A 20,839-nucleotide genomic window follows, 5' to 3' on the forward strand; every position below is an offset into this window, starting at 1 on the left:
CGGTGTCGTCACTGCGCGATCCAGTCCCGTACCACCCCGGCGGTCGTGGCGACCTGCCCCTCCATCATGGTGAAGTGGTCGCCGGGCACCTCCCGGAGCGTGTGCGGGGTCTCCCAGGTGGCCCGCCACCCGTCGTCGTCCCCGCCGGCCACGATGGACTCCTGCGGCCGGACGAAGAGCACCGGCGTGTCGATCGCCTCCACCGGGCAGCTCTGCAACAGCCGGACGTAGCGGCCCATCGCCGACAGCCGGGCGCTGCTGAACTCGCCGAAGGTGGCCTCCCGGTCCAGCAGCGAGTCGAGCATGTGGGTGAAGAACGTCGCCGTGGTGCTGCCGGTGGTGAGGTAGGTGTCCAGCAGCACCACCCCGGCCGGGCCGTGCCCCTGCCGCTCCAGCTCACCGGCGGTGGCGTGGGCGAACAACCCGCCGGAGGAGTATCCGACGATCACGTACGGCCCCTGCTCGGCGATCGGACGGACCATCTCGGCGAAGACCCGTACCGCCGCGTCGGCGGAGGCGGGCAGGCTCTCGTCCCGGCCGAATCCGGGCACCGGCAGGGTCCACACGTCCCGGGTGCCGCCGAACTCGGCGGTGAACCGGGCGTACTGCTGGTCGCCGCCGAGCGCCATCGGCGACGGGAAGCAGATGATCGCCGGCCCCTGGTCGCCCCGGGCGAGCCGGCGCGGGGCGGGGACCTGCGGCAGGTCGGCCGGGCCGTCGAAGGTGGGCCGGATGTCGGCCACCGCGTACAGCAGGGACAGGCCCTGCTGCACCCGGCCGCTCTTGACGGCGGTGCGGAACAGCGCGCTCATCGTGTCGGCGGCGGCGTCGGGCGTGCCGGCCCGCTCCTCGGCCGGTGGCGCGGCCAGCTCGGTGCGCAGCAGCGCGGCGAGTTCGTCGACGCTGCCGTGGTCGAAGACCACCCCGGTGGCCAGTCGCAGTCCGGTCGCCTCGTTGAGCGCGGTGCGCAGCTCCATCGCGGTGAGCGAGTCGAAGCCCAGCTCGACGAAGCGCAGCGCCGGGTCGAGGTCGTCGGCACCGCCGTGGCCGAGCACGGCCGCGGCGCGCGAGCGGACCAGGTCGGCCAGCAACGCCTGCTGGCCGTCGGCGTCCAGCCCGCCGAGGGTACGCCGCAGCGCCGCCGGATCGGGCCGGTTCGTTGCCGACGCGGCCCGCCGGGTCGGGGTGACCAGGGCCCGCAGGATCGCCGGCACCTCGTCCCCCGCCGGGGTGCCCAGGTCGGCCTTGACCGGGACGAGCACCGCCTCGGCACGGGCCAGCGCCGCGTCCAGCAGGGCCAGCCCCTCCCCGGTGGACATCGGCAGCACCCCGCCCCGCGACATCCGGGCCCGGTCGGTGCCGCCAAGGTCGTCGGCCATCCCGCCGCCGGCCCACGGCCCCCAGGCCAGGGACTGGGCGGGCAGCCCGGCGGCCCGCCGCGCGCCCGCCAGCGCGTCGAGGAAGGCGTTCGCCGCCGCGTAGTTGCCCTGCCCCGGGCCACCGAGCACGCCGGCCGCCGAGGAGAACAGCACGAACGCGGTGAGGTCCGCGTCGCGGGTCAACTCGTGCAGGTGGGTTGCGGCGTCGACCTTGGGGCGCAGCACCGCGTCGAGACGGTCCCGGGTCAGCGACGGGATGATCCCGTCGTCGAGCACCCCGGCGGCGTGCACCACCCCGGTCAGCGGGTGCCCGGCGGGCACTGCGGCGAGCAGCGCGGCGACCGCGTCCCGGTCGGCCAGGTCGCAGGCGGCCACGGTGACCTCCGCTCCCCGGGCGGTGAGGTCGTCGCACAGCGCGGCCATTCCGTGGGCGTCCGGCCCGCGCCGGCTGGCCAGCAGCAGGTGCCGCACCCCGTACGTGTCGACCAGGTGCCGGGCGACGAGCCCGCCGAGGGTGCCGGCGGCCCCGGTGAGCAGGACGGTCCCACCCTCGGTGAAGGCGCTGCCGGGGGTGCCGTCGGGCGCGGTGGCGGGCACCAGCCGGGCGGCGTGGGCGACGCCCTCGCGGACGACGAGCTGCGGTTCGCCGCCGGCCAGCACCGCCGGGAGCGCCTGGGCCGACCCGTCGTGGTCGTCGAGGTCGACCAGGACGATCCGGCCGGGATTCTCCGACTGGGCGGACCGGACCAGACCCCAGACCGCCGCGGCGGCCGGTTCGGTGACGCGGGTGCCCTGCGCGCCGTGGCTGAGCACCAGCAGCCGGGACGACGCCAGCCGCTCGTCGGCGAGCCAGCCCTGCAGCAGGGTGAGCAGCTGACCGGTGGTGTGCCGGGCACCGGCGGCGAGGTCCCGCGAGTCGGGCTGGACGCTGGCGACCAGCACCACGTCCGGCGCGGCCCCGCCCGCGTCCAGGGCGGCGGTGAGGGCGGTCAGGTCGGGGTGGGTCTCGGCGAGCAGGCCGACGGTGTCGAGCGCGGCGGCCACCTTGAACTCGTCGACGCCGACCAGCGCCCACCGGCCGGTGGCCGGGGTGGCGGGCAGCGGCACCGGGGTCCAGTCGACCCGGTAGAGGTGGTCCTGCCGACCGGTGCGGGCTGCGGCGAGCTGGGACGTGTCGATCTCCCGCAGCACCAGCGAGTCGACCCGGGCGACGGGTGCGCCGCTGCGGTCGGTGAGGGTGAGGGCGACCTCGTCGGGGCCGGCGGGGGTGACGGTGACCCGCAGCGCGTCCGCCCCGGTGGCGTGGACGGTGACCCCGGTCCAGGAGAACGGGACGCCGGGCCGGCCCTCGCCCCGGCTCAGCCCGACGGCGTGCAGGGCCGCGTCGAACAGGGCGGGGTGCAGGTGGAACCGGTCGGCGTCGAGCACGTCGGCGGGGAGCGCCACCTCGGCGTACACCTCGTCGCCGTGCCGCCAGGCGGTCCGCAGGCCCTGGAAGACCGGGCCGTAGACCAGTCCGGCGTCGGCCATCCGCTCGTAGATCCCGTCGACGTCGACGGGGGTGGCGGCGGCCGGCGGCCAGGCGGTCGCCGGGTCGGCCGGCGGGTCTACCGGGGCCGGGGTAAGCAGGCCGGTGGCGTGCCGGGTCCACGGCACGTCCCGGTGCCGGGAGTAGACGGTGACCGGCCGGCCGCCGTCCTCGCCGGGCGCGCCGACGGCCACCTGCACCTGGACGCCGTCGTCGTCGGGGACGACCAGTGGCGCCTGGAGGGTGAGTTCGGCCAGCCGGCCACAGCCGACCTGGTCCCCGGCCCGGACGGCGAGTTCGACGAGTCCGGTGCCGGGCAGCACGATCGTGTCGCCCAGCGCGTGCTCGGCCAGCCACGGGTGGGTACGCCGGGACAGCAGCCCGGTGGCGATCAGCCCGTCGGTGTCGGGCAGGGTGGTGACGGCCGACAGCAGCGGGTGCCCGGCGTCGAGCAGCCCGGCGGCGGTGACGTCCCGGTCCGCGCCGGTGTCCTGCATCCAGTAGTGCTGGTGCTGGAAGGCGTAGGTGGGCAGGTCGACGGTCCGGCCGCCGGGGTTGACCGCCGCCCAGTCGAGGTCGACGCCGGTGGTCCACGCCTGCGCCATCCCGGTGGCGTACGCCTCGACCTGTTCCCGGTCCCGGCGTTGCAGCGCGATGGTCACCATGTCGTCGAGGCTGTCGGCGACCATCGCGGTGAGCACACTGTCCGGCCCGATCTCGATGAACCGGGTGACTCCGCGTGCGGCGAGGGCGGCGACCGCGTCGGCGAACCGGACGGTGCCCCGCACCTGGCCCTGCCAGTATTCGACCGAGCCGAGTTCGTCGTCACCGGCCAGGTCACCGGTCGCGGTCGACACCAGCGGAATGCCCGCCGGATTGGCGGTCACCCCGTCGACGACCTGCCCGTATTCGGCCAGCATCGGGTCCATCAGGTGCGAGTGGAACGCATGCGACACCCGCAGCCGACGGGTCTTCACCTCCAGGGAGGCTTCCAGCGCGCCGATCTGCTCCTCCGTGCCGGATACCACTACCGCGCGGGGGCCGTTCACCGCCGCCACGTCGATGTCACCGAGGTCCAGCTCGGCAAGCGGGGCGGCGATCGCCAGCATCGCCCCACCCGCCGGAAGGGCCTGCATCAGACCACCACGCGCTGCCACCACCCGACACGCGTCCTCCAACGACCACACCCCGGCTACGTGCGCGGCAGCCAACTCACCGATCGAGTGACCGGCCACGAAATCCGGCTTCAACCCCCAGGATTCGGCGAGCCGGAACAACGCCACCTCGACCGCGAACAACGCCGGCTGCGTCCACCCGGTCTGGTCCAGAACACCGTCCGGGTCGGTGAACATCACCTCCCGCAGATCACCGTCCAACAACGGCCCGAACGCGGCACACACCTCGTCCAACGCAGCCGCGAACACCGGGAACGCCGCCGCCAACTCACGACCCATCCCCACCCGCTGCGCACCCTGCCCGGTGAACAACACCGCCGTACGACCCGCAGTGACCCGACCCGACAGGCCGGCACCCGAGGTCAGCGCCTCCAGGGAGGAGGCCAGGTCGGCGGCCGTACCACCGACGGCCACCGCCCGGTGATCCAGCGCCGCCCGACCGACGGCCAGCGAATGCCCGACGTCGACCGGCCGTTCGTCGGTGAGGAAGTCCCGCAGCCGGGTGGCCTGGGCGGTGAGGCCGGTGGTGGAGCGGCTGGCGAGCGGCCAGAGCACCACGGCCGGTGCCGGCGTCGGCTCGGGGGCCACGACGGGCTGCGGGTACTCCTCGACGATGACGTGGGCGTTGGTGCCGCTGATGCCGAACGACGACACCGCCGCCCGACGGGGGTGGCCGTTGGCGGGCCAGTCGACCGCCTCGGTGGCGAGCCGTACGTCGCCGGCGGACCAGTCCACGTGCGGGCTCGGCGCGTCCACGTGCAACGTGCGGGGCACCACCCCGTGCCGCATCGCCAGCACCATCTTCATCACCCCGGCGACACCCGCCGCCGCCTGCGTGTGACCCAGGTTCGACTTCACCGAACCCAACCAGAGCGGCTGCTCCCGGTCCCGACCGTACGTCGCCAGAATCGCCTGCGCCTCGATCGGATCACCCAACGTGGTGCCCGTACCGTGCGCCTCCACCACGTCCACCTCGGCGGCCGACACCCGGGCGTTGGCGAGGGCCTGCCGGATCACCCGCTGCTGCGCCGGCCCGTTGGGGGCGGTCAGGCCGTTCGACGCGCCGTCCTGGTTGACCGCCGAGCCCCGGACGAGACCGAGGATGGTGTGTCCGTTCCGCCGGGCGTCGGAGAGGCGTTCGAGCACCAGCACGCCGACGCCCTCGGACCAGCCCGTCCCGTCGGCCGCCGCCGCGAACGGCTTGCACCGACCATCCGGCGCCAACCCCCGCTGCCGCGAGAACTCCACGAACGTCTCCGGCGTCGCCATCACCGTCACCCCACCGGCCAACGCCAGATCACACTCACCCGACCGCAACGCCTGACCCGCCAGGTGCATCGCCACCAACGACGACGAACACGCCGTGTCTACGGTGACGGCGGGGCCTTCGAGGCCGAGGGTGTAGGCGATCCGCCCGGAGACGACGCTGCCGGCGCTGTGCCCGGTCACGTAGTCGTGGTACATCAGGCCGGCGAAGACACCGGTGGCGGAGCCGCGGACCGAGGAGGGGTCGATGCCGGCCCGCTCGAACGCCTCCCAGGAGACCTCCAACAGTTGCCGCTGCTGCGGGTCCATCAGCACGGCCTCGCGGGGCGAGATGCCGAAGAACGCCGGGTCGAAGCCGGCCGCGCCGGGCAGGAAGCCGCCCTGGTCGGCGTAGCTGGTGTCGGGGCGGGTGCTGGTCGGGTCGTAGAGCCGGGCCAGGTCCCAGCCCCGGTCGGTGGGGAAGCCGTCGATGGCGTCGACGCCGTCGGCGACGAGCCGCCACAGGTCCTCCGGGGAGGACACCCCGCCGGGGTAGCGGCAGGCCATCCCGACGATCGCCACCGGTTCGTCACCGAACGCCGTGGTGGCGCTGCGCCGTTCCTGCGGTACGTCGAGCGCGCCGCTCAGCTCGCCGTACAGGAACTCGGCGAGGGCCACCGGCGTCGGGTAGTCGAAGATCAGAGTGGCCGGGAGTCGCAGGCCGGCCGCCGTGGAGAGCGCGTTGCGCAGCTCGACGGCGGTGAGCGAGTCGAAGCCGAGGCTCTGGAAGGTGCGGTCCGCCTCGACCGCGTCCGGGCCGGCGAGGCCGAGCACGGCGGCGACGTGGGTGTGCACCAGGTGCCGGACGGCACCGGCCCGCTCCTGCTCCGGCAGGCCGGCCAGCCAGTCGCCGCCCGCCCGGTCGACGGCGCTGGCGGCGGTGGCCGTGCGCCGGGTCGGCCCGGTCAGGGCGCGGAACACCGGGGGCAGCCGGTCGCCGAGGGTACGCAGTGTCGGCACGTCGAGCCGGGCCGGGACGAGGGTGGCCGGTCCGCCGGCGACGGCGGTGTCGAGCAGGGCCAACCCGTCGGTGGTGGTCAGCGGCAGCACCCCGCCCCGGGACATCCGCTCCCGGTCGGCGTCGGCGAGTTGGTCGGTCATCGCCGAGCCCTCGCCCCACAGCCCCCACGCCAACGACACCGCCGGCAGCCCGGCGGCGCGGCGGGTGGCAGCGAGCGCGTCCAGGAACGCGTTCGCCGCCGCATAGTTGCCCTGCCCCGGCGCACCCAGCACCCCGGACAACGACGAGAACAACACGAACGCCGACAGCTCCCGACCCCGGGTCGCCTCGTCGAGCAGCCACGCCGCATCCACCTTGGGCCGCAGCACCGCCGAGACCCGGTCCGGGGTCAGCGACGACACCACGCCGTCGTCGAGCACACCGGCGGTGTGCACCACGGCCGACAGGTCCGGCACATCGGCCAGGACGGCGGTCAACTGGTCCCGGTCGGCCACGTCGCAGGCGACCAGGTCCACCCGCGCGCCAGCGGCAGTCAGCTCGGCGACGAGGTCGTCGGCACCGGCGGCGGCCGGGCCGCTGCGGGAGAGCAGCAGCAGCCTCGGCACGGCGTGCGCCGTCACCAGGTGCCGGGCCACGGCCGCGCCGAGGGCACCTGTCGCACCGGTGACCAGCACCGTGCCGGTGCCGTAGAGCGGGGCGTCCGACGGGGTCGCCGGGAGCGTCCGGCGGACGATCCGGGGCACCCGGACGACGCCGTCGCGGATCGACACCTGCGGGTCGCCGGCCGCCAGGGCCGCCGGCAGGGCGTCGTCGGGCCGGTCGGTGTCGGCGTCGACGAGCAGGATGCGGTCGGGGTTCTCCGCCTGCGCGGAACGCAGCAGCCCCCAGACCGCCGCGCCGGCCAGGTCGGTCACGTCGTCGCCGACGGCGTGGCGGGTGAGGACGACCAGCGGCGCGGGGTCGTCCCCGGCCAGCCAGCGCTGGGTGACCGCCAGCACCCGGTGCAGCTCGGCGTGCACGTCGTCGGTGCCGCCGGCCCGCAGCACCACCGCGTCGGTGGGGCCGCCGTCGGTCGGGGTGGCCCCCACGGTGTCGGGGTGCCAGGTCCAGGTGGTGGCGGTCGGGATGACGGTGACCGGCTGCCAGTCCAGGCCGAACAGCGCGTCGGCGACACCGGTGCCGGCGGTGACCTGCACGGGGCGGAGCACCAGCGACCGTACGGTGGCCACGGGTGCGCCGACCGCGTCGGCGACGGCGATCCGGACCCCGCTGCCGGCCGGGGTGAGCCGGACCCGCAGGCTGGTCGCGCCGGTGGCGTGCAGCGTCACCCCCGACCAGGCGAACGGCAGCCCCCGGGGGGTGTCGCCGTCGGCGCGGGTGAGGACGTGCAGGCCGGCGTCGAACAGCGCCGGGTGCAGGCCGTAGCCGTCGGTTTCCGTACCGTCGGGGAGGTCGACCTCGGCGAAGAGTTCGTCACCGGCCCGCCAGGCGCGGCGTAGGCCCTGGAAGACCGGGCCGTAGTCGAGGCCGCCGGTGGCGAGGTCGTCGTAGAGGCCGACCAGCGGCAGCGGCTCGGCGTCGGCGGGGGGCCACGCGGTGAGCGCGACACCCGGGGTGTCCCCGGCGGTGAGGACGCCGGTGGCGTGCCGGGTCCACGGGACGTCGTCGCGTTCCCGGGAGTGCACCAGGACGGCCCGACGGCCGGTCGGGTCGGGCGGCTCCACGGCGACCTGCACCTCGACGCTGCCGGCGGCGGGGACGACGAGCGGCGCGTGCAGGGTCAGTTCGTCGAGCAGGCCGACGCCGGCCTGGTCGCCGGCGTGGATGGCGAGTTCGACCAGGCCGGTGCCGGGGAACACGACGGTCCCGCCGACGGCGTGGTCGGCGAGCCACGGGTGGGTGTGCAGCGACCACCTGCCGGTGAAGACGACGCCGTCGGTGTTGGCCAGCGGCACGGTGGCGTCGAGCAGCGGGTGGGTGGCGGCGAGCAGGCCGGCGCCGACGAGGGCCGGGTCGTAGAGCCAGTAGTGCTGGCGTTGGAAGGCGTAGGTGGGCAGGTCGACCTGCCGGGCGCCGGGGTGGATGGCGGCCCAGTCGAGGTCGACGCCGGTGGTCCACGCCTGCGCCATCCCGGTGGTGTACGCGGTGACCTGTTCCCGGTCCCGCCGCTGCAACGCGATGGTCACCGCGTCGCCGACGCTGTCGGCGACCATGGTGGTGAGGACGCTGTCCGGCCCGATCTCCACGAACCGGGTCACCCCCCGCGCGGCGAGGGCGGCGACGGCGTCGGCGAACCGCACCGTGCCCCGCACCTGGCCCTGCCAGTATCCGACCGAACCCAACTCGTCGTCGGTGGCGAGGCCGCCGGTCGCGGTGGACACCAGCGGGATGCCCGCCGGGTTGGCGGTGACCCCTTCGACGACCTGCCCGTACCCGGCGAGCATCGGGTCCATCAGGTGCGAGTGGAACGCGTGCGACACCCGCAACCGACGGGTCTTCACCTCGAGGGAGGCTTCCAGCGCCGCGATCTGCTCCTCGGTCCCCGACACCACCACCGCACGGGGACCGTTCACCGCCGCCACGTCGATGTCGCCCAGGTCCAACTCGGCCAACGGGGCGGCGATCGCCAGCATCGCCCCACCAGCCGGAAGGGCCTGCATCAAGCCGCCACGGGCCGCCACCACGCGGCACGCGTCCTCCAGGGACCACACCCCGGCGACGTGGGCGGCGGCCAGCTCACCGATGGAGTGCCCGGCCACGAAGTCAGGCTTCAACCCCCAGGACTCGGCCAGGCGGAACAGGGCCACCTCGACCGCGAACAGAGCCGGCTGCGTCCACCCCGTCTGGTCCAGGACACCGTCCGGGTCGGCGAACATCACCTCCCGCAGATCACCGTCCAGCAGGGGCGCGAACGCGGCACACACCTCGTCCAGGGCAGCCGCGAACACCGGGTACGCCGCCGCGAGGTCACGGCCCATACCGACGCGCTGCGCGCCCTGACCGGTGAACAACACCGCCGTACGACCGGTGGTCAGGTGGCCGTGCACGCCCTGGCCGGCGGCGAGGGCGCGGAGACCGGCGACGCCGTCACCGACGGCCACCCCCCGGTGCTCCAGGGCCGCCCGGCCGGTGCCGAGGGTCAACGCCACGTCGGCGGGGTCCAGGTCGGCGTCGGCGAGGAAGTCGGCGAGACGGGCAGCCTGGGCGGCGAGGCCGCTGGCCGACCGGCCGGAGACCGGCCACAGCGGCACCGGCGTCGGGGCCGGCGGCGCGGGCGGCGCGGTTTCGGGGGCCTGTTCCAGGATCAGGTGGGCGTTGGTGCCGCTGATGCCGAACGACGACACCGCCGCCCGACGCGGCCGGTCCAGCTCCGGCCAGCTCACCTCGTCGGTGGCGAGCCGTACGTCGCCGGCGGACCAGTCCACGTGCGGGCTCGGCGCGTCCACGTGCAACGTACGCGGCACCACCCCGTGCCGCATCGCCAGCACCATCTTCATCACACCCGCCACACCAGCCGCCGCCTGCGTGTGACCCAGGTTCGACTTCACCGAACCCAACCACAACGGCCGCTCCCGATCCCGACCGTACGTCGCCAGAATCGCCTGCGCCTCGATCGGATCACCCAACGTGGTACCCGTACCGTGCGCCTCCACCACGTCCACCTCAGCCGCCGACACCCCGGCATTCGCCAGGGCCTGCCGGATCACCCGCTGCTGCGAGGGACCGTTCGGGGCGGTCAGCCCGTTCGACGCGCCGTCCTGGTTCACCGCCGAACCGCGAACCACGCCCAGCACCCGGTGCCCGTTGCGCACCGCGTCGGACAACCGCTCCAACACCAGCACGCCGACGCCCTCGGACCACCCCGTCCCGTCGGCCGCCGCCGCGAACGGCTTGCACCGACCATCCGGCGCCAACCCCCGCTGCCGCGAAAACTCCACGAACGTCTCCGGCGTCGCCATCACCGTCACCCCACCGGCCAACGCCAGATCACACTCACCCGACCGCAACGCCTGACCCGCCAGATGCATCGCCACCAACGACGACGAACACGCCGTGTCGACCGACACCGCCGGCCCCTCCAGCCCGAGCGTGTACGCCACCCGACCGGTGACGACACTGCCGGCGCTGTGCCCGGAGACGTAGTCGTGGTACATGACCCCGGCGAACACGCCGGTGGACGAGCCGCGCAGCGTGCCCGGGTCGATGCCGGCCCGCTCGAACGCCTCCCACGACACCTCCAGCAGCAACCGCTGCTGCGGGTCCATGATCACCGCTTCGCGGGGGGAGATGCCGAAGAAGACCGGGTCGAACTCGGCGGCGTCGGTGAGGAAACCACCCCTGTCCACGTACGTGGTGTCGGGGCGGGTGCTGGTCGGGTCGTAGAGCCGGGCCAGGTCCCAGCCCCGGTCGGTGGGGAAACCGTCGATGGCGTCCGCGCCGTCGGCGATCAGCCGCCACAGGTCCTCGGGCGAGGTGACGCCGCCGGGGTAGCGGCAGGCCATCCCGACGATCGCCAGCGGCTCGTCCTCGGCGACGGTCGTGGCGACCTTCCGGACGGCGTCGACGCCGTCCGGGCCGGCGATCTCGCTGAGCAGGTGCCGGGCCAGGTCACGCGGCGACGGGTAGTCGAAGATCAGGGTGGCGGGCAGCCGCAGGCCGGTGGCGGCGGAGAGCCCGTTGCGCAGCTCGACGGCGGTGAGCGAGTCGAAGCCCAGTTCCTGGAACGCCCGGCCGGCGTCGATGCGTTCGGCGGAGGCGTGCCCGAGCACCGCCGCTACCTGGCTGAGGACCAGGGCGGTCGCGGCGCGTTCGCGTTCCTCGGCGGACAGCGCGGCGAGGTCCGCCGCCCACCCGGTGGCGACGCCTGCGGCGGCACGGGCGGCCGTCCGCCGGGCCGGGCGGACCAGGCCGTGGAACGGCAACGGCAGGTCCTCGCCGAGGGTACGCAGGGCAGCCAGGTCGAGCCGGGCCGGCACCGCGGTCGGGTACGGGTTGGCCACGGCGGTGTCGAGCAGGGCCAGCCCGTCGGCGGTGGTCAGCGGCAGCACCCCGCCCCGGGACATCCGCTCCCGGTCGGCGTCGCCGAGCCGGTCGGTCATCGCCGAACCCTCACCCCACAGCCCCCACGCCAACGACACCGCCGACAACCCGGCAGCCCGACGGGTGGTGGCAAGCGCGTCCAGGAACGCGTTCGCCGCCGCGTAGTTACCCTGCCCCGGCGCACCCAGCACCCCGGACAACGACGAGAACAACACGAACGCCGACAGCTCCCGACCCCGGGTCGCCTCGTCGAGCAACCACGCCGCATCCACCTTGGGCCGCAGCACCGCCGACAAACGCTCGGCGGACAGCGACGACACCACACCGTCGTCAAGCACACCTGCGGTGTGCACCACCGCCGACAGGTCCGACACACCGGCCAACACGGCGGTCAACTCATCCCGGTCAGCCACGTCGCAGGCGACCAACTCGACCCGCGCGCCGGCCGCGGTCAGCTCGGCGACCAGGTCGTCGGCCCCCTGCGCGGCGGGACCCCGGCGGGACACCAGCAGCAGCCGGGTCACCCCGTGCGTGGTCACCAGGTGCCGGGCCACGGCCGCGCCGAGGGCACCTGTCGCACCGGTGACCAGCACCGTGCCGCTGCCGTAGAGCGGGGCGTCCGGGGTGGACGGTTCGACGACCTGACGGGTGAGCCGGGGCACCGAGACCACGCCGTCGCGGACCCGTACCTGTGGCTCGCCGGTGGCCAGGGCCAGCGCGAGCGTCCCGGCCACGTCCGCGTCCGGGTCGGTGTCGACCAGCAGCAGCCGGTCGGGGTTCTCGGCCTGCGCCGAGCGGAGCAGCCCCCAGACGGCCGCCCCGGTCAGGTCGGTCCCGTCGCCGCCGACGGCACGCCGGGTGAGCACCACGAGCCGGTGGGTGTCGGGGCCGGCCAGCCACTCCTGCACCAGGCCGAGGACCCGGTTCACCTCGTCGTGCACTGCTTGCGGACCGGCGGCATCCCCGGCGCTGCCGGCGGTCAGCACCAGCAGGTCCACCTCGGGGGTGGCCGGCGCGGTGCCGGTGGCCGGATGGTGGGCCCAGGCGGGGACGACCGTGCCGGTGAGGGTACCGATCTCCGGCCAGGTCAGGTCGAACAGCGCGTCGGCGACCCCGCCCGGACGGGTCGCCTGGACGGGGCGCAGCACCAGCGAGTCGACGGTGGCGACGGGTGCGCCGACCGCGTCGGCGACCGCGATCCGGACCCCGGAGCCGACCGGGGTGAGCCGGACCCGGACACCGGCCGCGCCGGTGGCGTGCAGGGTGAGGCCGGTCCAGGCGAACGGCAGACCCCGGAAGGTGTCCCCGTCGGCGAGGCCGAGGGCGTGCAGGCCGGCGTCGAGCACGGCGGGGTGCAGGCCGAACCCGTCGGCGTCCACCCCCTCCGGCAGGGTGACCTCGGCAAAGAACTCGTCGCCGCGCCGCCAGACCCGGCGCAGGCCCCGGAACACCGGGCCGTAGACGAGGCCGCCGGCCGCCAGGTGCTGGTAGAGGTCGTCGATGGGCACCACTTCGGCGTCGGCCGGCGGCCACTGCGTGAGCGCGGTCCCGGTGGTACGCGGCCCGGGGGCGAGCACCCCGCTGGCGTGCCGGGTCCACGGGGCGTCGGTGTCGGCGCTGCGGGCGTAAACCTGGAGGGTGCGGGTGTGGTCGGTGCCGGCGGGGCCGACGACGACCTGGAGCTGGACGCCGCCGTGTTCGGGCAGGACCAGCGGGGCTTCGATGGTCAACTCGTCGACGGTCTCGACGCCTACCTGCGCACCGGCGTGCAGGGCGAGGTCGACGTAGCCGGTGCCGGGGAAGACCACCGCGCCGCCGACGGCGTGGTCGGCGAGCCACGGGTGCCGGTCGAGGGAGAGCCGGCCGGTGAGGACGGCCCCGTCGGCGTTGGCGAGGGTGACGGCCGCGCCGAGCAGCGGATGGTCGGCGGAGTCCAGGCCCATCGCGGTGGCGTCACCGGGGTCGGCCGGGGCGTCCAGCCAGAACCGCTGGTGCTGGAAGGCGTAGGTGGGCAGGTCGACGGTCCGGCCGCCGGGGTTGACCGCCGCCCAGTCGAGGTCGACGCCGCTGATCCACGCCTGCGCCATCCCGGCGGCGTACGCGGTGACCTGTTCCCGGTCCCGCCGCTGCAACGCGACGGTCACCGCGTCGTCGACGCAGTTGGCGACCATCGCGGTGAGCACACTGTCCGGCCCGATCTCGATGAACCGGGTCACCCCACGGGCCGCGAGAGCCGCCACCGCGTCGGCGAACCGGACGGTCCCCCGCACCTGACCCTGCCAATACCCGACCGAACCCAACTCGGCATCGGTGGCGAGATCACCAGTCGCGGTCGACACCAGCGGGATACCCGCCGGGCTCGCCGTCACGCCGTCTACGACCCGCCCGTACTCGGCCAGTATCGGGTCCATCAGATGCGAGTGGAACGCATGCGACACCCGCAACCGACGGGTCTTCACCTCGAGGGAGCCTTCCAGCGCCGCGATCTGTTCCTCGGTCCCGGACACCACCACCGCCCGGGGACCGTTCACCGCCGCCACGTCCACGTCGCCGAGATCCAGCTCGGCCAGTGGGGCGGCGATGGCCAGCATCGCCCCACCCGCCGGAAGCGCCTGCATCAGACCCCCACGCGCGGCAACGACCCGGCACGCGTCCTCCAACGACCAGACACCGGCCACATGGGCGGCGGCCAACTCACCGATCGAGTGACCGGCCACGAAGTCGGGCTTGAGACCCCACGACTCGGCCAGGCGGAACAGGGCCACCTCGACCGCGAACAACGCCGGCTGCGTCCACCCCGTCTGATCCAACACACCATCCGGATCGGTGAACATCACCTCCCGCAGATCACCATCCAACAACGGCCCGAACGCCGCACACACCTCGTCCAACGCAGCCGCGAACACCGGGAACGCCGCCGCCAACTCACGACCCATCCCCACCCGCTGCGCACCCTGCCCGGTGAACACCACCGCCGTGCGACCGGAGGTCACCCGACCCGACACACCACCGCCGGCGGCCAGGGTCTCCAGACCGGCCACGTCGTCGCCGAGCACCACACCCCGGTACGCGCCGGCGGCCCGGGTGGTGCCCAGCGAGAACCCGACGTCGACCGGCCGTTCGTCGGTGAGGAACTCCCGCAGCCGGGCGGCCTGCCCGGCGAGCGCCGCCGCCGACCGGCCGGACAGCGGCCAGAGCACCACCGGCGGCTCGGCGGTCCCGGCCGACTCGACGACCTCAACGGGGGGAGCCTGCTCCAGGATCACGTGCCCGTTGGTGCCGCTCACCCCGAACGACGACACCCCGCCCCGGCGCGGCTGGCCGTGGTCGGGCCACTGCCGCGCCTCGGTGAGCAGCTGCACCGTGCCGGCGGACCAGTCGACGTGGGTGGACGGCTCCCCCACGTGCAGGCTCTTGGGCAGGACGCCGTTGTGCAGCGCCATCACCATCTTGATCACGCCGCTGACGGCGGCGGCGGCCTGGGCGTGGCCGATGTTCGACTTGACCGAGCCGAGCCAGAGCGGCCGGTCCGCCGGCCGGTCCCGCCCGTACGTGGCGATCAGCGCCTCCGCCTCGATCGGGTCACCGAGGGTGGTGCCGGTGCCGTGCGCCTCGATCAGGTCGACGTCGCCGGAGGTGAGGCCGGCGTTGGCGAGCGCCTGGAGGATGACCCGCTGCTGGGCCACCCCGTTGGGGGCGGTGAGCCCGTTGGACGCGCCGTCCTGGTTGATCGCGGAACCCCGGATGACGGCGAGCACCCGGTGGCCGTTGCGCTGGGCGTCGGAGAGCCGTTCCAGCAGCAGCATGCCGACGCCCTCACCCCAGCCGGTGCCGTCGGCGTCGTCGGAGAACGGCTTGCAGCGGCCGTCGGAGGCGAGCCCCCGCTGCCGGCTGAACGCGACGAACGCGCCGGGCGTCGACATGACGGTGACGCCGCCGGCCAGCGCCAACCCGCACTCCCGTTGCCGCAGCGCGTGCGCGGCGAGGTGCAGCGCGACCAGCGACGACGAGCAGGCGGTGTTGACGGTGACGGCCGGCCCCTCCAACCCGAGGCTGTACGCGACCCGGCCGGAGATGACCGCCCCGGAGCTGCCGGTGCTCATGTACGCCTCGACCGGCTCGGGCAGCACGGTGAGCCGGTCCCAGTAGTCCTGGCCGCCGCAGCCGACGAAGACGCCGACCGGGCCGCCGCGCAACGTGTCGGGGTTGATGCCGGCCCGTTCGCACGCCTCCCAGCTCGTCTCCAGCACCAGCCGCTGCTGCGGGTCCATGGCCAACGCCTCGCGGGGCGAGATGCCGAAGAACTCGGCGTCGAACTCGTCGGCGTCGTGGACGAACCCGCCCTGTTGGACGTAGCTGCTGCCGGCGGCGTCCGGGTCGGCGTCGTAGAGGGCGGCGGTGTCCCAGCCCCGGTCGGTGGGAAACTCGCCGATGGCGTCGACACCGTCGGCGACCAGCCGCCACAGGTCCTCGGGCGAGTTGACCCCGCCCGGGTAGCGGCAGGCCATGCCGACGATCGCGATCGGGTCCTGCTCCTGCGACTCGACCTCGCGCAGCCGCTCCCGGGTGCGGTGCAGATCGGCGGTGACCCGCTTCAGGTACTCGAGGAGCTTCTCTTCGTTCGCCATCCGAACCTCACCAAACTCGTTGCCAGCGGGACACGTTGCTCCGGGAGCGCGGTGGCGGCTCAGGTCATGCCGAGTTCCTTGTCGATCAGGTCGAACACGTCGTCCGCGGAGGCCGTCTCCAGCCGGTCGACGAGGGTGGTGCCGGTGGTGGTGCTGAGCGTCTCGTTGAGCTTCGCCAGCAGCGACTGGAGCCGGGCGGTGACCCGGTTGCGTTCGATCTCCTCCGGCGTCAGGCCGGCCACGGTGACCTCCAGGCGGTCCAGTTCGGCCAGCAGGCCGCCGGCGGTGTCGCCGGTGTAGCCGAGTTCGGCCCGGAGCTGGTCGGCCAGGGCGGTCGGGTTGGGGTGGTCGAACACCAGGGTGGCGGAGAGCCGTACGCCGGTGGCGGCGCTGAGCCGGTTGCGCAGCTCGACGGCGGTCACCGAGTCCATGCCGAGTTCCTTGAAAGCCCGCTGCGGTTCGACCAGGTCGGCGTCGCCGTAGCCGAGGACGGCGGCCACGTTGGTGCGGACGGTCTCCAGCAGCAGGGCGCGCTGTTCGGCCTCGGGCAGCGTGCCGAGCCGGTCGGCGAGCGCCGACGACGCCCCCGCCTCGGTGGTCTCGGCGGCCTCCGGTGCGGCGTCGGGCAGCTCGGCCAGCAGCGGCCGGGGCCGGGAAAGGGTGTAGATGGGAGCGAACCGGGCCCAGTCGATGTCGGCGACGACAAGGTGGCTCTCGTCGTGGTCGAGGGCCTGTCCGAGCGCATCGACGGCGAGCCGGGGGTCCATCACGCCGACACCGAGCCGGTCGAGGTGCGCCCCGACCTCGCCGCCGGCCATGCCACCGCCGCCGCCCCAGCTACCCCAGGCGACCGAGGTGGCGACCGCGCCCCGACTGCGCCGCCGGTGCGCCAACGCGTCCAGGTACGCGTTCGCGGTCGCGTACCCGGCCTGCCCGGCGCTGCCCCACACCGCAGCGCCTGAGGAGAACACCACGAACGCGTCCAACGGCCGGTCGGCGGTCAACTCGTCGAGGTGCACCGCGCCGAGCACCTTCGCCCGGCACACGTCGGCGAAGTCGTCCAGGCCGGTCTGCCCCAACGGCACCTCGGGGTGCAGCACCCCGGCGGCGTGGAACACGGCGGTCAGCTCGTCACCGAGGTCGGCCAGCAGCGCGGCGACCGCGTCCCGGTCGGCCACGTCGAGGGCGACGACCTCGACCTCCGGGTGCCGGGCCGTCAGGTCGGCCGCACCCGGGGCGTCCGGGCCGCGCCGGCTCGCCAGCACCACCCGCTGCGCGCCGTTGCCGACCAGCCATTCGGTGACGTGCCCGCCGACCCCGCCGGTGCCGCCGGTGACCAGGACGGTGCCGGCGGGTCGCCAGCGCCGCTCGGGTGCCCCGGTCACCGGACGGCGGACCATCCGGCGGGCCAGCGTGCCGGCCGCCCGCAGCGCCACCTGGTCCTCGCCGCCGCCGGTCAGCACGTCGGCCAGCCGGTCGACGGTCTGCGGCGTCCACTCGGCGGGCAGGTCGACCAGGCCGCCCCACCAGCCGGGGTAGTCGAGGGAGAGCACCGTGCCCAGGCCCCACAGTGCGCCCTGGGCCGGGTCGGCGACCGGCTCGAACCGGTCCACCCCGACCCCACCGGCGGTGACGCACCAGAGCCGGCCAGTGAAGTCGGACGCGGCCAGCGCGTGCACCAGCGACACGGTGGCGGTGATCCCGGCGGACAGGCCGACACCCAGCGGGTCGGGGCCGTCGTCCAGGGCGAGCAGGGAGAGCACCCCGGCGGGGGCCTCCCGGCCGGCGTGGTCGGTGCCGGTGACGGTGACCACCTCGGCGCCCCGGGCGGTCAGGCCGTCGGCGAGCGTACGCAGCCGCTCGTCGTCGGCCAGTGCCGCCGGGGCGACCACCCACCACACGCCGGTGAGCTGCCCGCCGGTGGGCACCTCGGTCGGCCGCCACACCACCCGGTACCGCCAGCCGTCCACGGTGGCGACGTCACGCTGCCGGGACCGCCACGACGTCAGGCCGGGCAGCACCTCCCCGACCAGTGCGCTGTCGACGCCGAGCCCGTCGGCGAGCAGGTCGACGTCGGCGCGTTCCACGGCGTCCCAGAACCCGGCGTCGGTGCCGCCGGAAACCGGGGCGGCGACGGTCGGCGCGATCCAGTAACGCTCGTGCTGGAAGGCGTAGGTGGGCAGGTCGGCCCGGCGGGTGCCGGGCAGGGCGGCGGCCCAGTCCACGTCGACGCCCCGGACGTACAACTCGGCCAGGGAGGTGAGCAGCCGGTCCAGGCCGCCGTCGTCGCGGCGCAGGGTGCCGGTGACCACCGTCGGCCGGTCCGCCGACTCCAGCGTCTCCTGCATCCCTATGCCGAGCACCGGGTGCGGGCTGACCTCCACGAACCCGGTCCAGCCCTGCCCGGCGAGAGAGCGGATCGCCGGGTCGAACCGGACCGTGTTGCGGAGGTTGTCGTACCAGTAGCGGGCGTCGAGGGTGGCGGTGTCCACCCAGTCGCCGGTGACGGTGGAGAGCATCCGGATCGTCCCGGTCTTCGGGTTGATCGGGGCCAGGTCCTCCAGCAGCCGGTGTTCCAGCAGCTCCACCTGCGCGGAGTGCGAGGCGTAGTCGACGGCGACCTGCTTGACCCGCACCCCCTCCCCGCTCAGCTCGGCGATGAGTTCGCGCAGCGCCTCCGGGGTGCCGGAGACCACCACCGAACCGGCACCGTTGACCACGGCGAGGGAGATGTCGCCCGCCCACCTGGCGATCCGCTCCTGCGCCCGGTCGGCCGGCAGCCCGACCGAGACCATGCCGCCCCGGCCGGCCAGCTTCTCGCCGATGGCCCGGCTGCGCAGGGTCACCACCCGCGCCCCGTCGGCCAGGGAGAGCCCGCCGGCCACACAGGCGGCGGCGATCTCACCCTGCGAGTGGCCGACCACCGCGTCGGGTTCCACGCCGTAGCTGCGCCAGGTGGCGGCGAGGGAGACCATCATCGCCCACAGGGCGGGCTGGACGACGTCCACCCATTCCAGGGAGGGCGCGCCGGGCACCCCCCGGACCACGTCGAGCAGGTCCCAGTCGACGTAGGCGCGCAGCTCGGCCGCGCAGCGGCCCATCTGCTCGGCGAACACCGGCGAGGAGTCCAGCAGCGCGGCGGCCATGCCGACCCACTGGGCGCCCTGGCCGGGGAAGACGAACACGATCCGACCGGCGGCGTCGGCGGTGCCGGTGACCGAGGTGGCGGCGGGCAGCCCGTCGGCGACCGCGCCGAGCGCCGTCCGCAGGTCCGGCAGGTCGCCGCCGAGCACCACGGCCCGATGGTCGAGCCGCGCCCGGCCGGCCAGCGTCCGCCCCACGGCGGCCGGGTCGGCCGGTACGGCGTCCAGGTGCGACAGCAGCCGCCGCGCCTGGGCCCGCAGCGCCCGGTCGGTGTGCCCGGAGAGCACCCACGGCAGCACCGCCGGGGTGGCCGGCTGCTCGTCCTCCTCGGCCGGGACCGCCTCTTCGAGCACGACGTGGGCGTTGGTGCCGCTGATGCCGAAGGAGGAGACCGCACAGCGGCGGGCCCGGCCGGTCTGCGGCCACTCCACCGGCTCGGTGAGCAGCTTGACCGTGCCGGGCGACCAGTCGATCTCGCCGCTGGGCTCGTCGACGTGCAGGGTACGGGGCAGCACCCCGTGCCGCATCGCCTGCACCATCTTGATCACCCCGCCGACCCCGGCGGCGGCCTGCGAGTGGCCGATGTTGGACTTCAGCGAACCGAGCCACAGTGGCCGGTCGGCGGGCCGGTCCCGGCCGTACGTGGCGAACAGCGCCTGCGCCTCGATCGGGTCACCGAGCCGGGTGCCGGTGCCGTGCGCCTCGACCGCGTCGATCTCCTGCCCGGCGAGCCGGGCGTTGGCCAGCGCGGAGCGGATCACCCGACGCTGGGAGGGCCCGTTGGGGGCGGTGAGGCCGTTGGACGCGCCGTCCTGGTTGATCGCGGAGCCCCGGATGACGGCGAGCACCGGGTGGCCATTGCGGCGGGCGTCGGAGAGCCGTTCCAGCACCAGTGACCCGGCGCCCTCGGCCCAGCCGGTGCCGTCGGCGGCGGCGGCGAACGACTTGCAGCGGCCGTCGAAGGACAGCGCCCGCTGCCGGGAGAACTCGACGAACGCGTCGGGGGTGCCGATCACGGTGACCCCACCGGCGACGGCGAGCGACGACTCCCCGGAGCGCAGCGACTGGCAGGCCCAGTGCAGGGCGACCAACGACGACGAGCAGCCGGTGTCGACGGTGACCGCCGGCCCCTCCAACCCGAGGGTGTACGACAGCCGGCCGGACACGATGCTGCCGGCGCCCCAGCTGTTCGGGTAGTCGTGGTAGACGACGCCGGTGAACACGGCGGTGGGGCTGCCCTTGAGCGACAACGGGTCGATGCCGGCCCGCTCCAACGCCTCCCAGGACGTCTCCAGGAACAGCCGCTGCTGCGGGTCCATCTCGGCGGCCTCGCGGGGCGAGATGCCGAAGAAGGTGGGGTCGAAGGCGGGGGCGTCGTAGAGGAAGCCGCCGTCGCGGGTGTAGCTGGTGCCGGGGTGGTCCGGGTCCGGGTCGTAGAGCCGGTCGAGGTCCCAGCCCCGGTCGGTGGGCATGCCGGAGATCGCGTCGGTGCCGGCCGCGACGAGGTCCCACAGGGCCTCGGGCGAGTCGACGCCGCCGGGGTAGCGGCAGCCCATGCCGACGATGGCGATCGGTTCGGCGGCGCGTTCCTCGATGTCGCGGAGCCGCTCGCTGCTCTCGTGCAGGTCGGCCGTGACCCGCCGCAGGTAGTCACGAAGCTTCTGTTCGTTGGACATCAG

General features: G+C 74.6%; 2 protein-coding genes. Both read right to left on the minus strand.

What is annotated here, in order from left to right:
* Nucleotides 1-8: 8 nt before the first annotated feature.
* The gene (locus ACWCHM_RS18275; RefSeq protein ID WP_454219123.1) at nt 9-16,016 is read right to left on the minus strand and encodes an SDR family NAD(P)-dependent oxidoreductase; all 16,008 of its coding nucleotides are present in this window, start codon (nt 16,014-16,016) and stop codon (nt 9-11) included.
* 59 nt (nt 16,017-16,075) lie between these two features.
* Complete coding sequence (locus ACWCHM_RS18280; protein WP_454223105.1) at nt 16,076-20,839, minus strand: type I polyketide synthase; 4,764 nt, start codon at nt 20,837-20,839, stop codon at nt 16,076-16,078.

Source organism: Micromonospora sp. SCSIO 07396, from assembly GCF_053667945.1.